We start from the raw sequence: 15,283 nt of genomic DNA, 5'->3' as shown, positions 1-15,283 counted from the left end.
GACCAGCTCTACCCAGCCAAGCTCCCCGAAAGCGCCCCCGCACTACCCAACACGCCCACCGAGTGATCGGCTACACCACCAAGTGGGACACGACCTAGGCCTCGGGGTCGGTCTTCAGTGTGCGCAGGAACGCGCCCTTGCCGCCCCTGACGCACAGCCCCTTGCAGTTGTTGTGCCCGTGTCCGTCCCGGTACAGCTGCGGGATCTCGATCCCGCGCTCGCGCGACTCCCGGAACAGCGCCTCCTTGGTGGCCGGCTTCTCGTCCCACTCGGCGACGGGGAAGACGACCGGCCAGGGTGACCAGCCGTCCACGATGGCCGGCATACGGGCCTTGTCGTGGTCGTTGCCCTCGATGCCGACATAGAGCACGGTGTCGCCGGGGTCGCAGTTGGCCTCGACCCAGTCCCGGCACGGCTTCTGCTTGAGCCAGTAACTGCACTGCGCCAGCCGGTTGTTGCCCAGGTAGCGCACGTCGCGGAAGACGTCCCAAGGGTCGCGCCCCTGCTCGTCCTCCACCACGGTCAGGCGGAGTCCGAAGTAGGCGGCGACGTCGTCGGCGAAGCGCCACAGGTCGGGGTACTCGGAGTGCGCATCCGCGATCAGCAGCACCATGTGCCGGGTGCCGTATCGCTCGGCCACGCGCACCGCGGCGGAGAAGCTCCCGATGCCGCCGCTGAACTGGATGACGTGCCTGGTTGCCATGCCCGTTCCTCTCGTCTCGGCCCGGAGGCCGCGCGCACTCGCGCGGCCCCCGGAGCGGCGGTTCGTCAGGCCGCGGCAGGGATGGCGTGGAAGCTGTGGTCCGAGCACGCGGGCTGAAGCGTCGTCCAGCCCTCCGCCTCCACGGCGCCGCGCATCTCCTCGGCCAGCCGCGCCCGGGTGCGCGCGTACTCGCTGCCGAAGTCGTGGAGGTCGTCCGGGGCGCAGCCGCGGTGAACGGCGACGTAGGCGCTCGCCGGGTCGTCGAACAGCTGGGCCTGGGTGTAGCCCCAGCTGGACCGGTACAGGACGTGGCGGTCGAATCCGGCCCGCCACAGCAACTCGTCGACCTGGGCCCCGGCGCCGGAGGCGGTGCGCGGGGCCAGGGTGGGGCCGGTCAGGTGGAGGGCCCGGGGCCGACCGGCGGCCGGGATGCGCTGGTGGCAGTCCCAGCCGGCGCCGCGCAGTACGGCCAGCGCGCGGCGGCCATCGGCGTGGGTGCTGGCGGCGGGCAAGTCGATGACGGTGCGGGACGGCCCGTGGTCGGTGACCGTGGTCATCGCGCTCGCCAGGATGCCGTTGGCCGCGAGCAGCAGGGACAGGGTGCCGTGGGAGGGCTGGGCGTACATGCCGGCCTCATTTCCGGTGAGATGGTTCGAAGGGGTCTTGCCGACCGGGGCGCCACCCTCGGCCAACAAAACAACAGTATCACATGTTGCGCACGTTGCCAAGTGTGGTGAACCCCCGTCAGGCCTCCGACTCCGCCCCCGCAACGCGCAGCGTCCAACGCCGGTCCACATCCTCGACCTCGAACACGTCGACCTCGCGCAGCCCCTCCCGCCCCACCCGCTCCACCGCGAGGCGCGCCGCCTCCTCGGGCGAACGGGCGTCCACGTCCTGGTTCCACTGCACCGCGTACGTGCGCAGCTGACCCTCCGCCGTCGGCGTGGCCGTCACGTGCAGCGCGTCGAACTCCCCTCGCTCCACCCGCCACTCGCCCGAGCTCTCCAGCGTCGCGCAGAGCGCGTCGGCCAGCTCGGCGCGCGGCTGCGCCCCGCCGGGCTGGTACTCGCCCGGGCCGTGGGCGCCGACGTACACGCCGTGGCCGTTGCTGTCCAGGTTGCCGAGTTGGTAGCCCCAGATCGGTCCGCCGGTGCGGTACTTGTCGAAGCCGGCCCGCCACAGCTGTCCGTCGACCTTGCCCAGGTTGCCGAACGGCGCGCCCGGGCCGTCGGGGTCGCCCAGGCGCAGCACCGGGCGCCCCTCGGTGTCGGGTGCGACCTGGTGGACGCGCCAGCCGAACTCGCGCAGGGCGGCCAGCGCGGAGCGGACGCCGTCCGGCGGGCAGTCGGCGGGCAGGGCGATGTCGTGGACGGGCCGACCCCGGCCGTTGGTGGTGGCCGTGACGCTGACGACCTCCACCCTCTCCTCGGCCCTGAAGTCCTCGAACCTCTCGCGGGCCAGCTCGGTGACCAGAGCCGTGGCGAGGGGCAGCGGATCGGTGCTGCCCGGCTCGCCGGTCTCGTTGCTGGGGCAGGAGTCGAACAGCACTCGGATGTGGTCACCGTAGGGGGCCATCAGCTCGGCGTGGTAGCCCGTCAGTTCCTCGTCGGCGTCGCCCAGGTCGACCGGGTTGCCGATGAGCACGTAGGTGCCGAACGGGCCGGGTACGTGGAACTGGTACCCGCGGCCGTCCGAGGGCTCGACGCTGGCGTTCAAGCCGGCGGTGCGCAGCGTGGCCAGGGTGGCGGGCAGGTCAGGGTGCAGGTGGTCCATCGGGGGTCTCCCTCTTGCTGGTGCCGACCCCGTTGGTCGGCGGATGCGGATGTCGGGTGGGCCGCGGTGGCGGCGGTTTCGTCACTGGGATGGGCGGGGGCGCCGGTGGTGCTAACTTCGCCCCCGCGTGCCGAGATGGCTGTCAGCTCTGGCTGTCTCTGTGGCGCTGGGGCGAGATTCCTCGGCCCGGTGCGGCCGGAGGCTTGGGGGTGGCCGGGCCGGCTGGCGGCCTGTTCTCCGTGCTGCGGCGCGGGCCCGGGATGTTCGGGATGGCGCGCTCATTGCCGTCGTACTGCATGGTGGTGCCTCCGTGGTGCTGGTGGTTCGAAGGGGAGTGGTGGGCGGAGTGCCACCTCCGACCAACAAGAGAACAGTATCACATATAACGCATGTTGGATGTGGGTTGGCCTGGCGCCGCCCTTACTTACCCCGTTGGGCTACCGGCGGGGGCGCTGCGTCGGCCAGCTGCCGCAGGGCGGCCGGCCCGTCCGTGGACCCCGGCCGCGAGGGCCCGGGGTCCACGGACGGGTGCTCACAAGTCGATGACCATGCAGGTGGCGTTGTCCGCGCCCGGCCCGCCCAGCGCGACCGCGAGTCGCACCAGGTGATCGGCGCAGTCGGCCGGGCTGCGGCGGCGGTCGAGCGCGGCGGCAATGCTCCGGCCGCCGTCCTCGATCGGCTCATACAACCCGTCCGAAGCGAGCAGCAGCCGGCCGGCGGTGACATCCAGGATGGTGGTACCGATCTCGCCGTCGGTGGAAGCGAGGTGGGACAGGACCCAGTGCCGCTCGCCGTGGCGCGCGGACAGGCCCATGTCGATGGCGGCCTGGCGGCCGTTGTGGTCCACGGTGAGCCGCTGGAGGTGGCCGCCCGGGTGGAGCAGGTAGGCGCGGGCATCCCCGCACCAGCTGACCTCCAGCTGGCCCTCTTTGGGGGTCCACAGGGCGGCGACCGCGACGGCGGACGGCTCCTCGGCGCGGCCCCCGTGGCCGAGCGCCTTGCGCTCGGCCACGTTGTCGCAGCGCTGCCGACGAATCGCCTCGGTGGGCCAGGAGAGGCGGGTGACCTGGGCGGCGAGCCGGACAGCCTGACGGCGCGTCCAGCGCTGGACCTCGGCACCGAGCCCGATGCCGTCGAGCACGACATAGGCGTGCTCACCGTGCTGGGTGTGGCGGGTGGCCGTGGCGTCGCACTGGCGGGGGCGGCCGCCGACGTGCTGGGCGGTGGCGTGGCGCCGCGCGGAGGGGCTGCTGTCCGGCGTGGGGCGCGGGGCCGGGGTGGCGGGCTTGTTGCTGTCGTGCTGCATGGTGCCTCCATGGCGGAAGTGGGTTCGAAGGGGTGCCGGCCGGAGTGCCACCCCCCTGCCAACAAGAGAATGCTATCACGTGTTGCGCATGACTGGGAAGGGGGTGGTCCCTGATTCGCGGTCAATCACCCCTTCAGATCGGCAGCCCCTTAAGTGCGGGGCAACCCCAAGAGGCGCGCCGCCCACCCCTGGGCGGCGCCCGGCGCCCTCGGCAGGTCACGCCGGGCGCTCTTCCTCGGCCAGCACCGCGGCATGGTGATCCGGGCCGAACTCGCTCTCCGGCACGCGCCAGTCGGCCGCCTCGGCCAGCCGCACCGCCGCACACCGCGCGGCGTGGGCCGTCGGGAAGCCCCGGCGCAGCAGGCGCCGGCCGGACTGCTTCAGTTCGACCGTGAAGCGCGTGGCGGGATCCGCCTCCGGCCAGGCGTTCCCCAAGACCTTCAGCCCGAGGTGCAGCGGCCGCTGCGCCAGCGCGGCGGCCACCTCCTTCTCGACCGCGACCCGGCGAAGGCACTGGAGGAGGTACTCCTCGGCCGCGCTTCGCTGCGCCCGGCCGGCCAATTGGGTGATGAACGCCCGCACCTGCCTCAGGCTGCGGGGAATAGCGGCCCGGCTGCGAGCGTGCGCCTTCTCCGCCTCGGTGGGCTCTGCCTCGTCCGCCACGCTCACCCCTGCTCGTCCTCGGTGCCCGCCCGGAGCTCGCGCAGGCCTGGATGGACCAGGCCGACCGCCGTGGTGGCGCCGCGGCGACGCTCCGCGCGCCCCGCCAGCAGCACGGTCAGAACCCGCCGACCCTTGACCTCGGCCTCCTCGATCAGACGGTCGGGGCAGCCGTCCGGCACGATGACCTGACGAGTCCTCAGGTCGATGTCGACCACCGCCCGCCGCACCGTGCACCGCCCGACGTGCAGGTACATCCGCGCGCCGACCACCGGACTGCCCGGCCGCCCGGGCTCCAGCGTCACGTACTGGCTCGTCCAGGCCCGGAACTCCAGGTCCGGCGACAGGCGCACCCGCGCGGGGGTGATCTTGCCGGTCGGGACCGCCATGGGCAGGTGAATGCTGGCGGCCGGGTCGGGTTCGTTGCGGGTCACCTCCCGGTGGAACGGCATCCACCCCGGTCCGTACAGCGGTGCCGGGTCGTCGATGGCGTAGGCCCAATCCCCCAGATCAAGCGGCTGGGCGTACATGTAGAACTCGTCCTGCGGCGCGATGAACGCCATGGTGGTCATCTCCCTGCTGATCGTCGGAAGCCGATGCGCCCGGCGGGCGCGGTGCGCCCGGGTTCGTGTCGGGCCGGCTGCGCGGTCGGCCTCGACCCGGCCGCCCGCGATACTTGGGCGGCCCGGGACGGCTGGCGGGGCGCTGGGCGCAGCGCGCGCCGTGCTGCTAGCGCTGGAACTGGGCGCAGCTGAGCGGCTGGTAGAGCGGGCGGTGCTCGCGCTGGAGGCACCCGCACGCCGAGCACAGCCAGCCGACCCACCACGCGGGGACCTGGTGGACGTACACGGCGTACGCGTCGCCGTTGAGGTCGGTGGCGTCCACGGTGATCACGCCTTGGGCGTCGACCCTCACCGTGTGGCCGCGGCGGAGGTCCCGCCGGAGCATGTCCAGCACGATGGGCCGGGAGTTGCCGGGAGGGACGTGGGTCGCACCGTGCCCGGTGATCGCGAACACCTCGTACGCCGCACCGGTGAGTGCCTGCTCCACCGTGTCCACGGTGAGCGCGGTCGTCGGGCCCAGCGTGCCGAACCGGCCCAGCCAGCCATGGACGCCGGGACGGACGACGAGCAAACCATGCGGACCGTCCTCGGCGACCCAGATCGCCCCGTGCCGCTCGGAGCCAGCCCAGACGGCCCGGCAGTACGCATCGCGCGCGGGCCGGTCCAGCGGGAGGGGGTGCCGGCTGACCGTCACACCCTGCTCGTCCCCGCCGACCAGGTACCCGGTGCTGCGCCCCCGCCACAGCTCGCCCGGGTGCAGGCGGGTGGGGGAGAAGTCGGCCCGGGACAGGGCTTCCTCGACCAGGCGGCGGGCGTGCGCGGCGGCCTCGGTGACAGTGGTCATGTGTGCTGCTCCTCGCTGGTGGCGGTCGGTTCGAAGGGGGTCGGGCCCGGGGTGGGGGTGCCATCCACCACCCTGGGCAACAAGAAAACGCTATCACATGCTACGCACGTGCGTCGAGTCGGTTCGAGCGTGGCTCAGAAGCTCCACGACAGCTGGAGCTCATCGGCGGGGGCGGCCGTCGACTTCACGCGCGCGGCCCTGGGCGCGGGCAGGGCCGCGGGGGCGGGCTGCTGGGCCGGGACGGGCGCGGCGCGCCGGGCGTCGGAGAAATCGCAGGTCACGAGCTCCACACGCGGGGCCACCCCCCGCCACCGGTCCCGCAACAGCGTCAGATCGTGCGCTGCGCCGCAGTCCATCACGATGCCCGTCTCCCGCTCGAAGCGCTGGCACTCGGCGTCACGCTCCTCGCGGTAGCGGCCGTTCATGCCGCTGTACCGGAAGTTCGCGGACTCCTGCGGGATGATGAACACCCCGTACTCGGCGAGCTGGGCGGCGACGGAGAACACGTGATACTCGAAGCGCCGGCCCGTATAGGTCGGGGAGTCGCCGACGCGCGCGGCCGACCCGAACGGCGGGTTGGAGATCGCCACGTTGAATCGGCCCAGTCCCATGGCTGGCACGTCCAGGACGTCCGCACAGATCCAGGTCGCCTCCGGCAGGACCTTGCGGCCCACCTCGACGTAAGCGGGGTTGCGCTCGATGCACACGATCTCGCGCGGCGGCAGACCGCGCCACCGCCGGTCGATGTCGGCTCGGCAGGCCCACGCGAGCCGGCCGATGCCCGCGCACAGGTCGATGATCCGGTCTGCCTCTCCGCCGACCTCGGTGGACAGCTCGTGCGCGAGGTCGGCCGGGGTGAAGAACGCGCCGTCAAGGCCGTGGGTGGCGGTGTCGGCCTCCTGCCAGTTGTCCAGCACGAACTCCTTCTGCTTCTCGGTCAGTTCCTGCTCCTGTGCGACCAGGGCGCACGCCTCGCGGTGGAGCGCGGAGTTCTGCCGGGTGAGTCGGGCCATGATGCTGTCCTCTCGGGGTGGGGTGATGGGGCGTGTTGGGGCGGGCCGGCCTGCGTCGGCGCGCGGCCCGGCCCTGCGTCGGTTCGTGGCGGGATGGCCGGGGGCGGCGCGGTTGCCGCCCCCCGGGGTGAGGCGTCAGACCAGGAGCTGGGTCACGTCGCCGGGCCGCGTGATGCCTGCGATCAGCCAACTCGCGCGCTGCTTGGCCTCCTCGCGGGTGGTGGCCTTCACGGCGAGCAGGAACGCACCCTTTCCCCAGTTGGTCACGCAGAACCAGGCGTGCCCGCGAGCGTTCACGCACGGCACGCCCTTGCGGAACATGGGGTCGTACGTTTGGTCGCAGGACCAGCAGGTCTCGCCGGGCAGGTAGACGTTCATGCCTCCATCGCGGGTGACGGCGACGTAGGCCCGGCCGGCCTGAGGCGCGGCGGCCGGTGCGGCGACCTGGGACAGCAGCACGGAGTACCTCCTGATGGTGGGGGGTCTGGTTCGAAGGGATGTTGGTCGGGGTGCCATCCCCTCCCAATAAGAAAACTATATCACACGCAATGCACATTGCGTTCGATCCGGCCCCTGAGGGTCGCGCCCGCGTCGGGAAGCGCCCGCGTGCGCCGGCTGCATCCGGCGGCCCCGGGCTGACCCCGAAGCTCGGCCGGGGCCGGGTGTCGACGGGCGGACCGGGGTGGCATCCCGCCGCCCCGGCCCGGTGCCCGTGGGGCGGGCTCCGTCGGTCGGCGGTCAGTCCCCCAGCGGGAAGCGGGTGTAGTTGTTGCACGGGCGGCAACCGAAGTAGTCGGCCCAAGCGTCCTGCCAGCCCGTCGCCGGCTCGCCGCACCGCGCGCAGAAGCGGCGCGGCTCCGGCAGCGAGCACAACCCGTTCGCCTTCATGTCCGGCTCGCCGGTGTGCTGCCAGTATGGGTATCGGTCGGTCGAGGTGCGGCTGATGGGCGTCGCGCAGCTCTCGCAGTTCTCCTCGATCGTGATCTCGGCCATGAGTACCTCCTGGTGGTGTGGGTCTGGTTCGAAGGGTGCCGGTCGGGGTGCCACCCCTTGCCAACAAGAAAACTATATCATGTGCTACGCACGTGGGGCAAGTTGGTCAACCTCACGCGTCGGCCCCGGGGCTGACGCGGTGTCGACCACGACACCGGGAATCGTGCGGACGGCGGGGGCGAGTTCGCGCGGCGCGGGCGCGACCTCGCGGGGCATCACGCGGCCCGTGAGGGGCTGCTGGGCGGCATTGAGCAGCGCGAGGATCTCCAGCGCCAGCGCGGCCGGAACACCGTCCAGCTCCAGATCCACACTGCTGCCGCGGGTCGAGATCCGCACCGTGCCGGACGCGTGCGCACGCTCCGGCTGCCTTGCGGTGCCACCCTTGTAGAACGACCCGTACGTGTGATCGTCGCGCCCACCCGCCCGCGAGCGCAGCGCGGGCAGCACCGCCCGCATCCGTTCGTGCAGCCGTGCGCGGGTCCGGGTGTTGGCGGCCTCCTCGTCGCGCTGGGTGGCCGCTTCGCGCACCGCCACCCGGTATTTGGGCAGCAACCGGCGTGCGATGTCGTCGGCGATGCCCTCGGGGGCCCGGTCGCCGGCGACGGTGATCCGGTGCTGCGCCCCGCCCCGGTACTCTCCGGCCACCACGCCGCAGATCGTGAGCCGACGCCCGGCCGCCCCCTTCAGGTGGGGTTTCTCCCGGAAGATGTGCACCGCCCAGCCCGCCGGGTGGGCCAGGGTGACAGAGCCGTAGGCGTTCACCTCGCGTTCGCGTGTCCAGCCGCGCTCGTCCTCGGCGGAGCGCCTGTTGAGCGCGGCGGCGACCTGCGCTCCGAGAGCAGCGAATGCATCGCCCGGCTGCTCCCATTCTTGGGGGGTCCCCATGGTTGTGTCTCCTCTGCGGTTGGCCGGCGGCCACCTGGGCGGCGCGGCTGGGTGCGGTTTCGGGCCGTGGCGGGGCAGCGGGTACCTGTGGCGTCACCGGAATGTCGTCCGGTGACGCCACTTGGCCGGTCAGCCGTTCCCGGTGAGGATGGCGTGTGCGGCGGCCATCACGTCGCCGTCGAACGCCTGCTGCAAGCGTGCCAAGGTGTCGGGCCCGTGGCGCTCGACCAGATCAGGGCAGATGGTGATGTAGTAGTCGGACCCCGGGCAGCACTCGGTGTCGAGGATGATCCGGCCGAGCGCGAAGGAGTGGACGATCTTGATTCCCGTCTCCCAACCGTCCTCGTCCAACAGGTTGCGCCGCTCGGTGAGTTCCGGGTGCAGCGCGGCCAGGTCCTCCGGCGTTGCCTCGGGGGTGGCCCGGTCGGTGGCCAGGGCATCGGCGTAGAGGGTGGCGACCAGGTAGAAGTCCGAGGTCCATCCGTTCATCTCGTCGGCGATCAGGGCCGGGACCGGGACGGGAGCGGGACGGCCCGGAGTGGCGCCCTCGTCGGCAAGCCAGCGGCGTACGCGCGCGACCATGCGGCGGCAGCGGATCCGGGCGGCCACCGAGCGCCATAGGTCGAGCGGATAGGCCACCGGCCTCGTGTCTGCGACGCCACTGTCGAAGTCATTGCCAAAGGCGTCGTCAACCTCCCAGTAGAAGCCGTTGACCTGCGGGTTGGAGTACAGGTAGAGCGCCTGATAGCGCCCGTCGACGGTCAGGTCGACCTTTGCGACCTGGTCGCCGTAACGCTTGACCACCTCGGCGGGGATTCCGGCGCGGTTGAGCGCGGCGGACAGGATCGGCGCGCCGGTGAAGTCGGTCGGTTCGGTGCTGGACATCGGTGGGTCCTTTGGTTCGAAGGGTGAAGTGCGGTTCCGCTGCAAGGCCGGACGGCGGTGCCATCCGCCGTCCGGCCCGGTGAGTCAGAACAGGTGGTACTCGTCCTCGTCGGCGAGCAGCGAGGGCGTGCCGAGCGGGTCGTCCCCCGCGGCGAACAGGGCGACCTGGGTGGCGCGCGGCGTCTTGGTGAAGGCGGACGCCGGGAGCGCGGTCCAGTCGGGGCGCTGAGCCGGTGCGTCGCCGGTCGAGGTCTGCGGGGTCCTGTCGCTCATCTGTCACTGCTCCACGCTCGTCGGTTCGAAGGGGGTGGTCGGCGGGGTGCCACCCCCTGCCAACAAGAGAACAGTATCACGTGATGCGCATGATGGGCAAGCTGGGGCGTGCACGGCGCAGCAGCGCGGGCCGCTATCCTGGAGCCTCGCAACCGGCCTCCTTGCGGGGTTGGTTCGAAGGGAAGCGGCGGGCTCTCGCCCGTCGCCGGGTGCGGCGCCCGCGATGCCGCCGATCGGCGGCCGCGCCAGCCTGCTGTCAGCTCGACAGGGGGTCCGTCTTATGACGGGCGGCCGCCGTTTCGCGTACTCGCCCCCGCTCGCTCCACTCCTGTCCAGGCTGGAGCCACTGGCCGGTTGCCCGCAGGTACGCCCTGCCCTCTTCGCTGCGCGCTGCCGCCGCTGAGGCTCGGATCCACGCCACGTTCTCGGTGAGGTGCTTGCGGTCTTCCGGGCCGCGGCCGTCCTGCTCGGCCATGCGGGCCAGCGTGTCCGCCTGACGCTCCAGGTACGCCGCGTAGTGCTTGACGGCGGCGTCAACGTTGCCGGGCCACTCGTATCGGGCCATGGTGATCACTCCTCGGGGCTGGGGGTGGCCCGGGGCCGCACCTAAGCGCGGCCCCGGGCCTTCGGGTGTCAGCTCTCGGGCCGCTCGGCGTCCTCGTCGGCTGCCTCGGCCGGCTCGGGGCCGGTCGGGGCCGGCTGCTTCTCTGCGGTGGGCTCGGTCGGCTCCTCGCACTGCTCCGGCTCGGCGTCGCTGACCTCCTCGGGGATGCTGACGTCATCGGCGTCGCCGTCGTCCTCGTCCGGGTCGTCCCCGTCCTGCTCCTGCTTCGCGCGGTCCTTGGTGGCGTCTTCCTCCTGCTTGCGCTCCCATGTGGCCAGGGCCTGCGCCTCGATCTCCTGCGGGGTGTGACCGAACTCCTTCTCCAACAGGCGCAGCCACTCGACCAGTTCGGCGGTCGGCTCCTGCCATGTGCCGTCCGCCATCACCACCTGTTCGATCGCGGCGGCCACGCGGGCGAACTGGCGGTGGCTGCGGCGGGACTTCGGGCCTCGGGCGATCAGCTCGCGGAACGGGTCCTCGGCCCTCGTCCACTGGTCGCGCCCTTCGTTGGGGTCGGCGACTCCGAGCAGCTGCGCGGTGATCGCGGTCCGCTTGGATGCAACGGCCTTGACCCACCACGACGCCCCGCCCATGACGGTGTCTTCGACCAGCGCCTCGGCGGCGTCCGGCAGCGACTTGCCCGCGATGGCCTCCGCCAGCATGGCCAGCCGCACGGCCCGGGCGGTGCGCCACGCGGCGTTCCCCTCCCGCTTCGCCTTGTCCTTGGCCTTCTCGGCCTCCGGGTCGACCGGCTTCTTTAGCTTGGCGGCCTCCTCCTCGATCAGCTGGTGCCCCTCGGCGTGCCAGTCGGTGCACACGTACACCGGCTCGAAGCTGTCGGGGTCGACGTAGGCGGCGTGGCTGGGGCACACCTGGGCGTGGATGTCCACCGTCATCGGACGGCCCAGCGAAGTGAGCAGGTGGGTGAGCGGCCGCGCGGTGCCGTAGGTCCACCGGTACTGGTGCTCGGTCACCGCGATGCCGGACGCCCGCAACGCCTCCTCGGCGCCCTGCAGCTTCGCCCGGAGCGCCTGCTCCGCGCGGATTTCCTCCAGCGCCTTCTTCCACTCCTTGCGGTCCCGCTTGCCCGACTTCAGGTCGGCGGCCTTGGCCAGACGCAGACGCCGGAACGACTCCGGGTCACCACCCACCCGGCGCCACTCGTCCATCTCCACCCAATCGAAATCCTCCGCCAGGGCGCTGCTGACGGCCTCCGCCCCGAGCTGCGCCGCGCCCTGGGCAGCCTTCAGCTGGGTCATCGGCACGCCGAGTGCCCGGGCGTGCCTGCGGCGCTTCGTCTCGGGGACGTCCATCAGAGCCAGCTGCTGCGCCACCTGGAGTTCGTCGGCCTTGGTGGCGTTCTCGCGGAACTGGTTTTCCAGCAGGGACAGCAGCAGGGTGTCGTCGTCGACGTCGGCCAGGTCCCAGTAGATCAGCGCGGGGACGGGGAACACCTCCTCCCCCTTCGCCGTGGCCTTCTTGGCGGCCTCCTGGGCGGAGAGGAGCCGGCGGCGGCCCTTGAAGACACCGAACGTGCCGTCGGGCTGGGGACGCACGCCTACGGCGTCCTGGACGCCGAGCACGGCAACGCTCGTCTTCAGCTCCGGCGACGGGGGCGCGTTCTTGCCCTGGCGGTGGTTGAACGGGTCGACCGTCAGCTCTCCGGGGAGGAACTCCCGGTACTCGACCCGGCCCCGGGGGCTCTGGGCGGGGCGCTGGGCGGTCTTGGTCTTGCTCGCGGGCATGCGGGTACTGCCTTCCTTGACGGGGGGTGTTCGAAGGGGCGCAGCGGCGGGCCGCTGCTGAGGGCCGGGCGGCGGTGCCATCCGCCGCCCGGCGGGTTGGTTGCTCAGTCGGTCCGGATGTCCAGGCCTCGCTGGAGGCGGCGGAACTGCCAGGCGGAACGGCCCCACTCCTTGCCGGGGGTGTACTCCTCGCAGGCGAACACGCTTCCTCCGGGGCAGTGGTCCCACTTCAGGACCCCGCACCGGCGGCAGTCGGTGATGGCGGCGCGGAATTCCCAGCACACGAAGCGGTGTTCGTCGTGGGCGTCGGCGAACGCCGCGTGGGGGTAGCCGAACTCCTCGTCCCGGTCCGGGGTCCAGTCGCCCGGGGTGGAGCACCGCGCACCGTCGGACCCCGCGAGGGGCGTGCTGGTCGCGATGTCGAAGCGGGCACTGTAGGTCCAGGGGCCGACCGGCACGAACTCGGCCGGGCTGTCGGCATCGTTGATCATGTTGGCCGGTGCGATAGTGATTTCGCAGGCGCAGCCGCGCATGGTGTAGGTCCAGGTCGCGAGGTATCCGCCGTCCTCCCAGACGTCCGGCTCGAACGAGCCGAACGCGAGCGGGGCCAGGGATTCAGCGGCCTTGGGGTCGAGGGTGATCACACGCATCGTGGGGCCTTTCTGCTGGGGCGGTTCGAAGGGGGGCGGTGGTCGGGGTGCCATCCCCTCTCAACAAGAAAACTATATCACATGCTGCGCACGATCGGAAGGGGGCTGAGCCGCGAACCGCGACGCCGCGCTACCCGGTCGGCGGGGCGCAGCGCTCCCGACGGTCCGGGTTGGGCGTCCCTGCCACCGGCCGCCCAACCCCCGCGCGCCGGTCAGCCGCGCCCGGCACCGCTCGGTGGGACGGGCGGGCGCACCGGCCCCCGTCCCTCCAGCTCGTTGACGACGCTGCGCAGCGCGGCGACGTCGACCGGCTGTCCGCTGTCGAGACGCTCGGCGGCGGTGCGCAGCACCTGGGCGGCTTCGCGCCGGGCGGCGTGGGCCTCACCCTCGGGCCGGCCGGTATTGATCCGGACGCGGGAGCGCGGCGCGGCCGGCTGTGGCGCGTGGGTACCGAGGTTGATCCGGACCCGGGACGGGGCGGGGGACGGGGCGTCGGTCATGGGTTGCCTCCTGGTTGGTGGTGCTGGTGTGGATGATCTCGGATCGACCGGGACCGTGTACCGGGATTCGGCGGCCTGCCGGGGGTGGGGACGGGCCGACCGCCCCACCCCCGGCGTCGGGCCGGTCAGCCGTTCCAGGTCTCCGGCGTCCGCTCCGCCACCCACATCCACGGCTCGTCCATGTAGACCAGCCCGATCACGTGTTCCGAGATGATCACCGGACTCCCCTCCGCGACCATCAACGTGACCATCTGAGCCATCTCGTACGCCGTGGCGCTCCCTGGTTCAGCGGGTGACACCCGGGGATCGTCGACCACCACCGGCCGGTGATCCGGGCGGCCTCTTCCGCGGCCTGCTCCCGGCTGATGCTGCGCCACTCCAGCTCCAGCGGCGTCACGGTGAGGAGGGGTCGGCCGCCCTGGAGGTGGGCCGGGCAGCGGGTCTGCACCTGCCGAATGGGCGGTGCCTCGACGCGCAGCGTCTGGCAGGTGAACTCGGGCCCCTGGACGCTGATGCTGCGGCGGCCTTCTCCCTCGGCGTCGTGCCACTTCACCGCGAACAGCGGAGTGAGGATGGCGGAAGGCTGAGCGATCAAGTCGGTCTCCTGCGGGTCTTGGTTCGAAGGGGGGTGTTGGGCGGGGTGCCATCCCCTTCCAATAAGAGAACAGTATCACACCTCATGCATGCTCGGGAAGTCCGAACCTCGGGCTACCCCGCCCGGTGGCCGGCCCCAATCCCGACCGCCGGACACGCTGCGCCCCGGTGAGAGGCACAGCGAACGCGCCGTCAGTCCTCCACGATCTGGCTCACGGCGGACGTCCACCAGGGGCCGTGCAACGGGCGCAGCGTGTCCGCTCGGTCGCCGGGACGGTGGCCACGGGTACGGGCCTCGCTGGGCGGGGCGCTCGGCCCCCGGCTACGCCCCGAAGGATTCGAGGTTTCGGGGCGTAGCGGGAGTGGCCAGACACAGCGGGCGATCAGGGGCGTTCGCGCCAGTCGACCTCGACGTGTCCGTAGTAGTTCACGTGGAAGTAGTCGACCATCGCGTCAGAGCCGTTGAAGTTGTAGGCGCCGTGGATCTCCTCAAGGGCGGTCAGGATCGCGCGCAGCTCCGGCCCGGGCACCCACTGTGGGTTCCCGTGCCAGTTCTCCTCCTGGACGTAGCCCCAGCCCTTTTCCGGGAGGTTGTAGACGTTGACGCGGATCGCGCTCCCGCCAGAGAAGTACTCGCTACGGACCGACACCTTGATCTCTTTGGGCATGGTGGCGAGCGCGGCGAGCGAGTCGACCAGGGCGACCTCGGCGCCGCAGTCGGCCCCAAGCTTCGTTTCGACCTTGCGGGCAAGCTTGATGTCCTCGCGGATGCGCTTCGCGATCTCCGTCGTGGACAGGTTCTTGACTTGCTCGTACTTCGCGCCGTAGCTGACCTCGGGGAGGCGGTAGCCGTGCCAGGTGCCTGCGCTGCTGTCGCGGCCCGTCGCGGTGATCTGCCCCTTTGCGCGGGCGGCGTCGATGGCGCGTTCCAGCATGCGCTCGGCGGCTGCGCGTTCTGCTTCGCTGGTGCGCGGGTGGAAGATCAGGTTCTCCAGCAGCCACACCTTCTTCATGGCCCGGTCCTTGGGGGCGCTCTTTGCGTCGGTGATGCGGGCCTTGGTGGTGCCGGTCATGTCGCACTCCATGGTGTTGTCGTCCGAAGGGATGGGCCTGGGGGCGGTGCCACCCGCCGCCAGGCCGGTCCAGATCACGCGGCCGTCGTCCGGCGTGCGCTGTGTCGGGGGTGCGGGGGGGGGGGGGGGGGGGGGGGGGGGGGGGGGGGGGGGGGGGGGGGGGGGGGGGAGGCGGAGGGGGGGGGGGGGGGGGGGGGGGAGGGGGGGGGGGAGGGGGAG

The 15,283-nt window shown here is 71.9% G+C and carries 19 protein-coding genes; all 19 read right to left on the bottom strand.

All coding sequences use genetic code 11. From position 1 onward, the window contains the following. Positions 1 to 94: 94 nt before the first annotated feature. The 19 genes from ACZ38L_RS34620 to ACZ38L_RS34530 all read right to left on the bottom strand — a co-directional run bounded on the left by ACZ38L_RS34620 (position 95) and on the right by ACZ38L_RS34530 (position 15,064). Entirely contained in the window at positions 95 to 703 is a 609-nt protein-coding gene (locus ACZ38L_RS34620) for a hypothetical protein (RefSeq protein ID WP_465701094.1), read from the bottom strand. A 65-nt stretch (positions 704 to 768) separates the two neighbouring features. Then, positions 769 to 1,329, bottom strand: a complete 561-nt coding sequence (locus ACZ38L_RS34615) for a hypothetical protein (RefSeq protein ID WP_465701093.1) — start codon at positions 1,327 to 1,329, stop codon at positions 769 to 771. Between the two features lie 118 nt (positions 1,330 to 1,447). Beyond that, positions 1,448 to 2,476 carry a hypothetical protein gene (locus ACZ38L_RS34610; protein ID WP_465701092.1) on the bottom strand — a complete coding sequence of 343 codons (1,029 nt, stop codon included), beginning with the start codon at positions 2,474 to 2,476 and terminating at the stop codon, positions 1,448 to 1,450. Between the two features lie 532 nt (positions 2,477 to 3,008). Beyond that, complete coding sequence (locus ACZ38L_RS34605; RefSeq protein ID WP_465701091.1) at positions 3,009 to 3,782, bottom strand: PP2C family protein-serine/threonine phosphatase; 774 nt, start codon at positions 3,780 to 3,782, stop codon at positions 3,009 to 3,011. A gap of 216 nt (positions 3,783 to 3,998) precedes the next feature. Next, the gene (locus ACZ38L_RS34600; RefSeq protein WP_465701090.1) at positions 3,999 to 4,445 is read right to left on the bottom strand and encodes a hypothetical protein; all 447 of its coding nucleotides are present in this window, start codon (positions 4,443 to 4,445) and stop codon (positions 3,999 to 4,001) included. Between the two features lie 2 nt (positions 4,446 to 4,447). After that, positions 4,448 to 5,014 carry a hypothetical protein gene (locus ACZ38L_RS34595; protein ID WP_465701089.1) on the bottom strand — a complete coding sequence of 189 codons (567 nt, stop codon included), beginning with the start codon at positions 5,012 to 5,014 and terminating at the stop codon, positions 4,448 to 4,450. Positions 5,015 to 5,171: 157 nt separating this feature from the next. Beyond that, positions 5,172 to 5,849 (bottom strand): hypothetical protein, encoded by a 678-nt coding sequence (locus ACZ38L_RS34590; protein WP_465701088.1) that lies wholly within the window; start codon positions 5,847 to 5,849, stop codon positions 5,172 to 5,174. Positions 5,850 to 5,983: 134 nt separating this feature from the next. Continuing rightward, the gene (locus ACZ38L_RS34585) at positions 5,984 to 6,862 is read right to left on the bottom strand and encodes a class I SAM-dependent methyltransferase (protein WP_465701086.1); all 879 of its coding nucleotides are present in this window, start codon (positions 6,860 to 6,862) and stop codon (positions 5,984 to 5,986) included. A 135-nt stretch (positions 6,863 to 6,997) separates the two neighbouring features. Next, on the bottom strand, positions 6,998 to 7,321 hold the full coding sequence (locus ACZ38L_RS34580; RefSeq protein ID WP_465701084.1) for a hypothetical protein: 324 nt from the start codon (positions 7,319 to 7,321) through the stop codon (positions 6,998 to 7,000). 279 nt (positions 7,322 to 7,600) lie between these two features. After that, positions 7,601 to 7,855, bottom strand: a complete 255-nt coding sequence (locus ACZ38L_RS34575) for a hypothetical protein (protein ID WP_465701082.1) — start codon at positions 7,853 to 7,855, stop codon at positions 7,601 to 7,603. A gap of 84 nt (positions 7,856 to 7,939) precedes the next feature. Beyond that, positions 7,940 to 8,740 carry a hypothetical protein gene (locus ACZ38L_RS34570; protein ID WP_465701080.1) on the bottom strand — a complete coding sequence of 267 codons (801 nt, stop codon included), beginning with the start codon at positions 8,738 to 8,740 and terminating at the stop codon, positions 7,940 to 7,942. 129 nt (positions 8,741 to 8,869) lie between these two features. Beyond that, entirely contained in the window at positions 8,870 to 9,625 is a 756-nt protein-coding gene (locus ACZ38L_RS34565) for a hypothetical protein (RefSeq protein WP_465701078.1), read from the bottom strand. An 84-nt stretch (positions 9,626 to 9,709) separates the two neighbouring features. Further along, complete coding sequence (locus ACZ38L_RS34560; RefSeq protein ID WP_465701076.1) at positions 9,710 to 9,898, bottom strand: hypothetical protein; 189 nt, start codon at positions 9,896 to 9,898, stop codon at positions 9,710 to 9,712. Positions 9,899 to 10,154: 256 nt separating this feature from the next. Then, positions 10,155 to 10,463, bottom strand: coding sequence for a hypothetical protein (locus tag ACZ38L_RS34555; protein WP_465701074.1), 309 nt, complete (start codon positions 10,461 to 10,463; stop codon positions 10,155 to 10,157). A 68-nt stretch (positions 10,464 to 10,531) separates the two neighbouring features. Next, the gene (locus tag ACZ38L_RS34550; protein WP_465701072.1) at positions 10,532 to 12,247 is read right to left on the bottom strand and encodes a hypothetical protein; all 1,716 of its coding nucleotides are present in this window, start codon (positions 12,245 to 12,247) and stop codon (positions 10,532 to 10,534) included. A gap of 104 nt (positions 12,248 to 12,351) precedes the next feature. Then, on the bottom strand, positions 12,352 to 12,897 hold the full coding sequence (locus tag ACZ38L_RS34545; RefSeq protein ID WP_465701070.1) for a hypothetical protein: 546 nt from the start codon (positions 12,895 to 12,897) through the stop codon (positions 12,352 to 12,354). A 212-nt stretch (positions 12,898 to 13,109) separates the two neighbouring features. Beyond that, complete coding sequence (locus ACZ38L_RS34540; protein ID WP_465701068.1) at positions 13,110 to 13,397, bottom strand: hypothetical protein; 288 nt, start codon at positions 13,395 to 13,397, stop codon at positions 13,110 to 13,112. A 238-nt stretch (positions 13,398 to 13,635) separates the two neighbouring features. Then, positions 13,636 to 13,992, bottom strand: a complete 357-nt coding sequence (locus ACZ38L_RS34535; protein WP_465701066.1) for a hypothetical protein — start codon at positions 13,990 to 13,992, stop codon at positions 13,636 to 13,638. Positions 13,993 to 14,374: 382 nt separating this feature from the next. Then, positions 14,375 to 15,064, bottom strand: coding sequence for a hypothetical protein (locus tag ACZ38L_RS34530; RefSeq protein WP_465701063.1), 690 nt, complete (start codon positions 15,062 to 15,064; stop codon positions 14,375 to 14,377). Positions 15,065 to 15,283: the final 219 nt, after the last annotated feature.

It is taken from the genome of Kitasatospora sp. NPDC024654, from assembly GCF_055559155.1.
Note: the sequence above shows the minus strand (reverse complement) of the source record. Positions and strands in the feature narration are given on the sequence as shown.

Coding starts and splice junctions, on each gene's coding strand:
- ACZ38L_RS34620 (WP_465701094.1), bottom strand. CDS start 703: ATGGCAACCAGGCACGTCATCCAGTTCAGCGGCGGCATCGGGAGCTTC.
- ACZ38L_RS34615 (WP_465701093.1), bottom strand. CDS start 1,329: ATGTACGCCCAGCCCTCCCACGGCACCCTGTCCCTGCTGCTCGCGGCC.
- ACZ38L_RS34610 (WP_465701092.1), bottom strand. CDS start 2,476: ATGGACCACCTGCACCCTGACCTGCCCGCCACCCTGGCCACGCTGCGC.
- ACZ38L_RS34605 (WP_465701091.1), bottom strand. CDS start 3,782: ATGCAGCACGACAGCAACAAGCCCGCCACCCCGGCCCCGCGCCCCACG.
- ACZ38L_RS34595 (WP_465701089.1), bottom strand. CDS start 5,014: ATGACCACCATGGCGTTCATCGCGCCGCAGGACGAGTTCTACATGTAC.
- ACZ38L_RS34590 (WP_465701088.1), bottom strand. CDS start 5,849: ATGACCACTGTCACCGAGGCCGCCGCGCACGCCCGCCGCCTGGTCGAG.
- ACZ38L_RS34585 (WP_465701086.1), bottom strand. CDS start 6,862: ATGGCCCGACTCACCCGGCAGAACTCCGCGCTCCACCGCGAGGCGTGC.
- ACZ38L_RS34575 (WP_465701082.1), bottom strand. CDS start 7,855: ATGGCCGAGATCACGATCGAGGAGAACTGCGAGAGCTGCGCGACGCCC.
- ACZ38L_RS34570 (WP_465701080.1), bottom strand. CDS start 8,740: ATGGGGACCCCCCAAGAATGGGAGCAGCCGGGCGATGCATTCGCTGCT.
- ACZ38L_RS34565 (WP_465701078.1), bottom strand. CDS start 9,625: ATGTCCAGCACCGAACCGACCGACTTCACCGGCGCGCCGATCCTGTCC.
- ACZ38L_RS34560 (WP_465701076.1), bottom strand. CDS start 9,898: ATGAGCGACAGGACCCCGCAGACCTCGACCGGCGACGCACCGGCTCAG.
- ACZ38L_RS34555 (WP_465701074.1), bottom strand. CDS start 10,463: ATGGCCCGATACGAGTGGCCCGGCAACGTTGACGCCGCCGTCAAGCAC.
- ACZ38L_RS34550 (WP_465701072.1), bottom strand. CDS start 12,247: ATGCCCGCGAGCAAGACCAAGACCGCCCAGCGCCCCGCCCAGAGCCCC.
- ACZ38L_RS34545 (WP_465701070.1), bottom strand. CDS start 12,897: ATGCGTGTGATCACCCTCGACCCCAAGGCCGCTGAATCCCTGGCCCCG.
- ACZ38L_RS34540 (WP_465701068.1), bottom strand. CDS start 13,397: ATGACCGACGCCCCGTCCCCCGCCCCGTCCCGGGTCCGGATCAACCTC.
- ACZ38L_RS34530 (WP_465701063.1), bottom strand. CDS start 15,064: ATGACCGGCACCACCAAGGCCCGCATCACCGACGCAAAGAGCGCCCCC.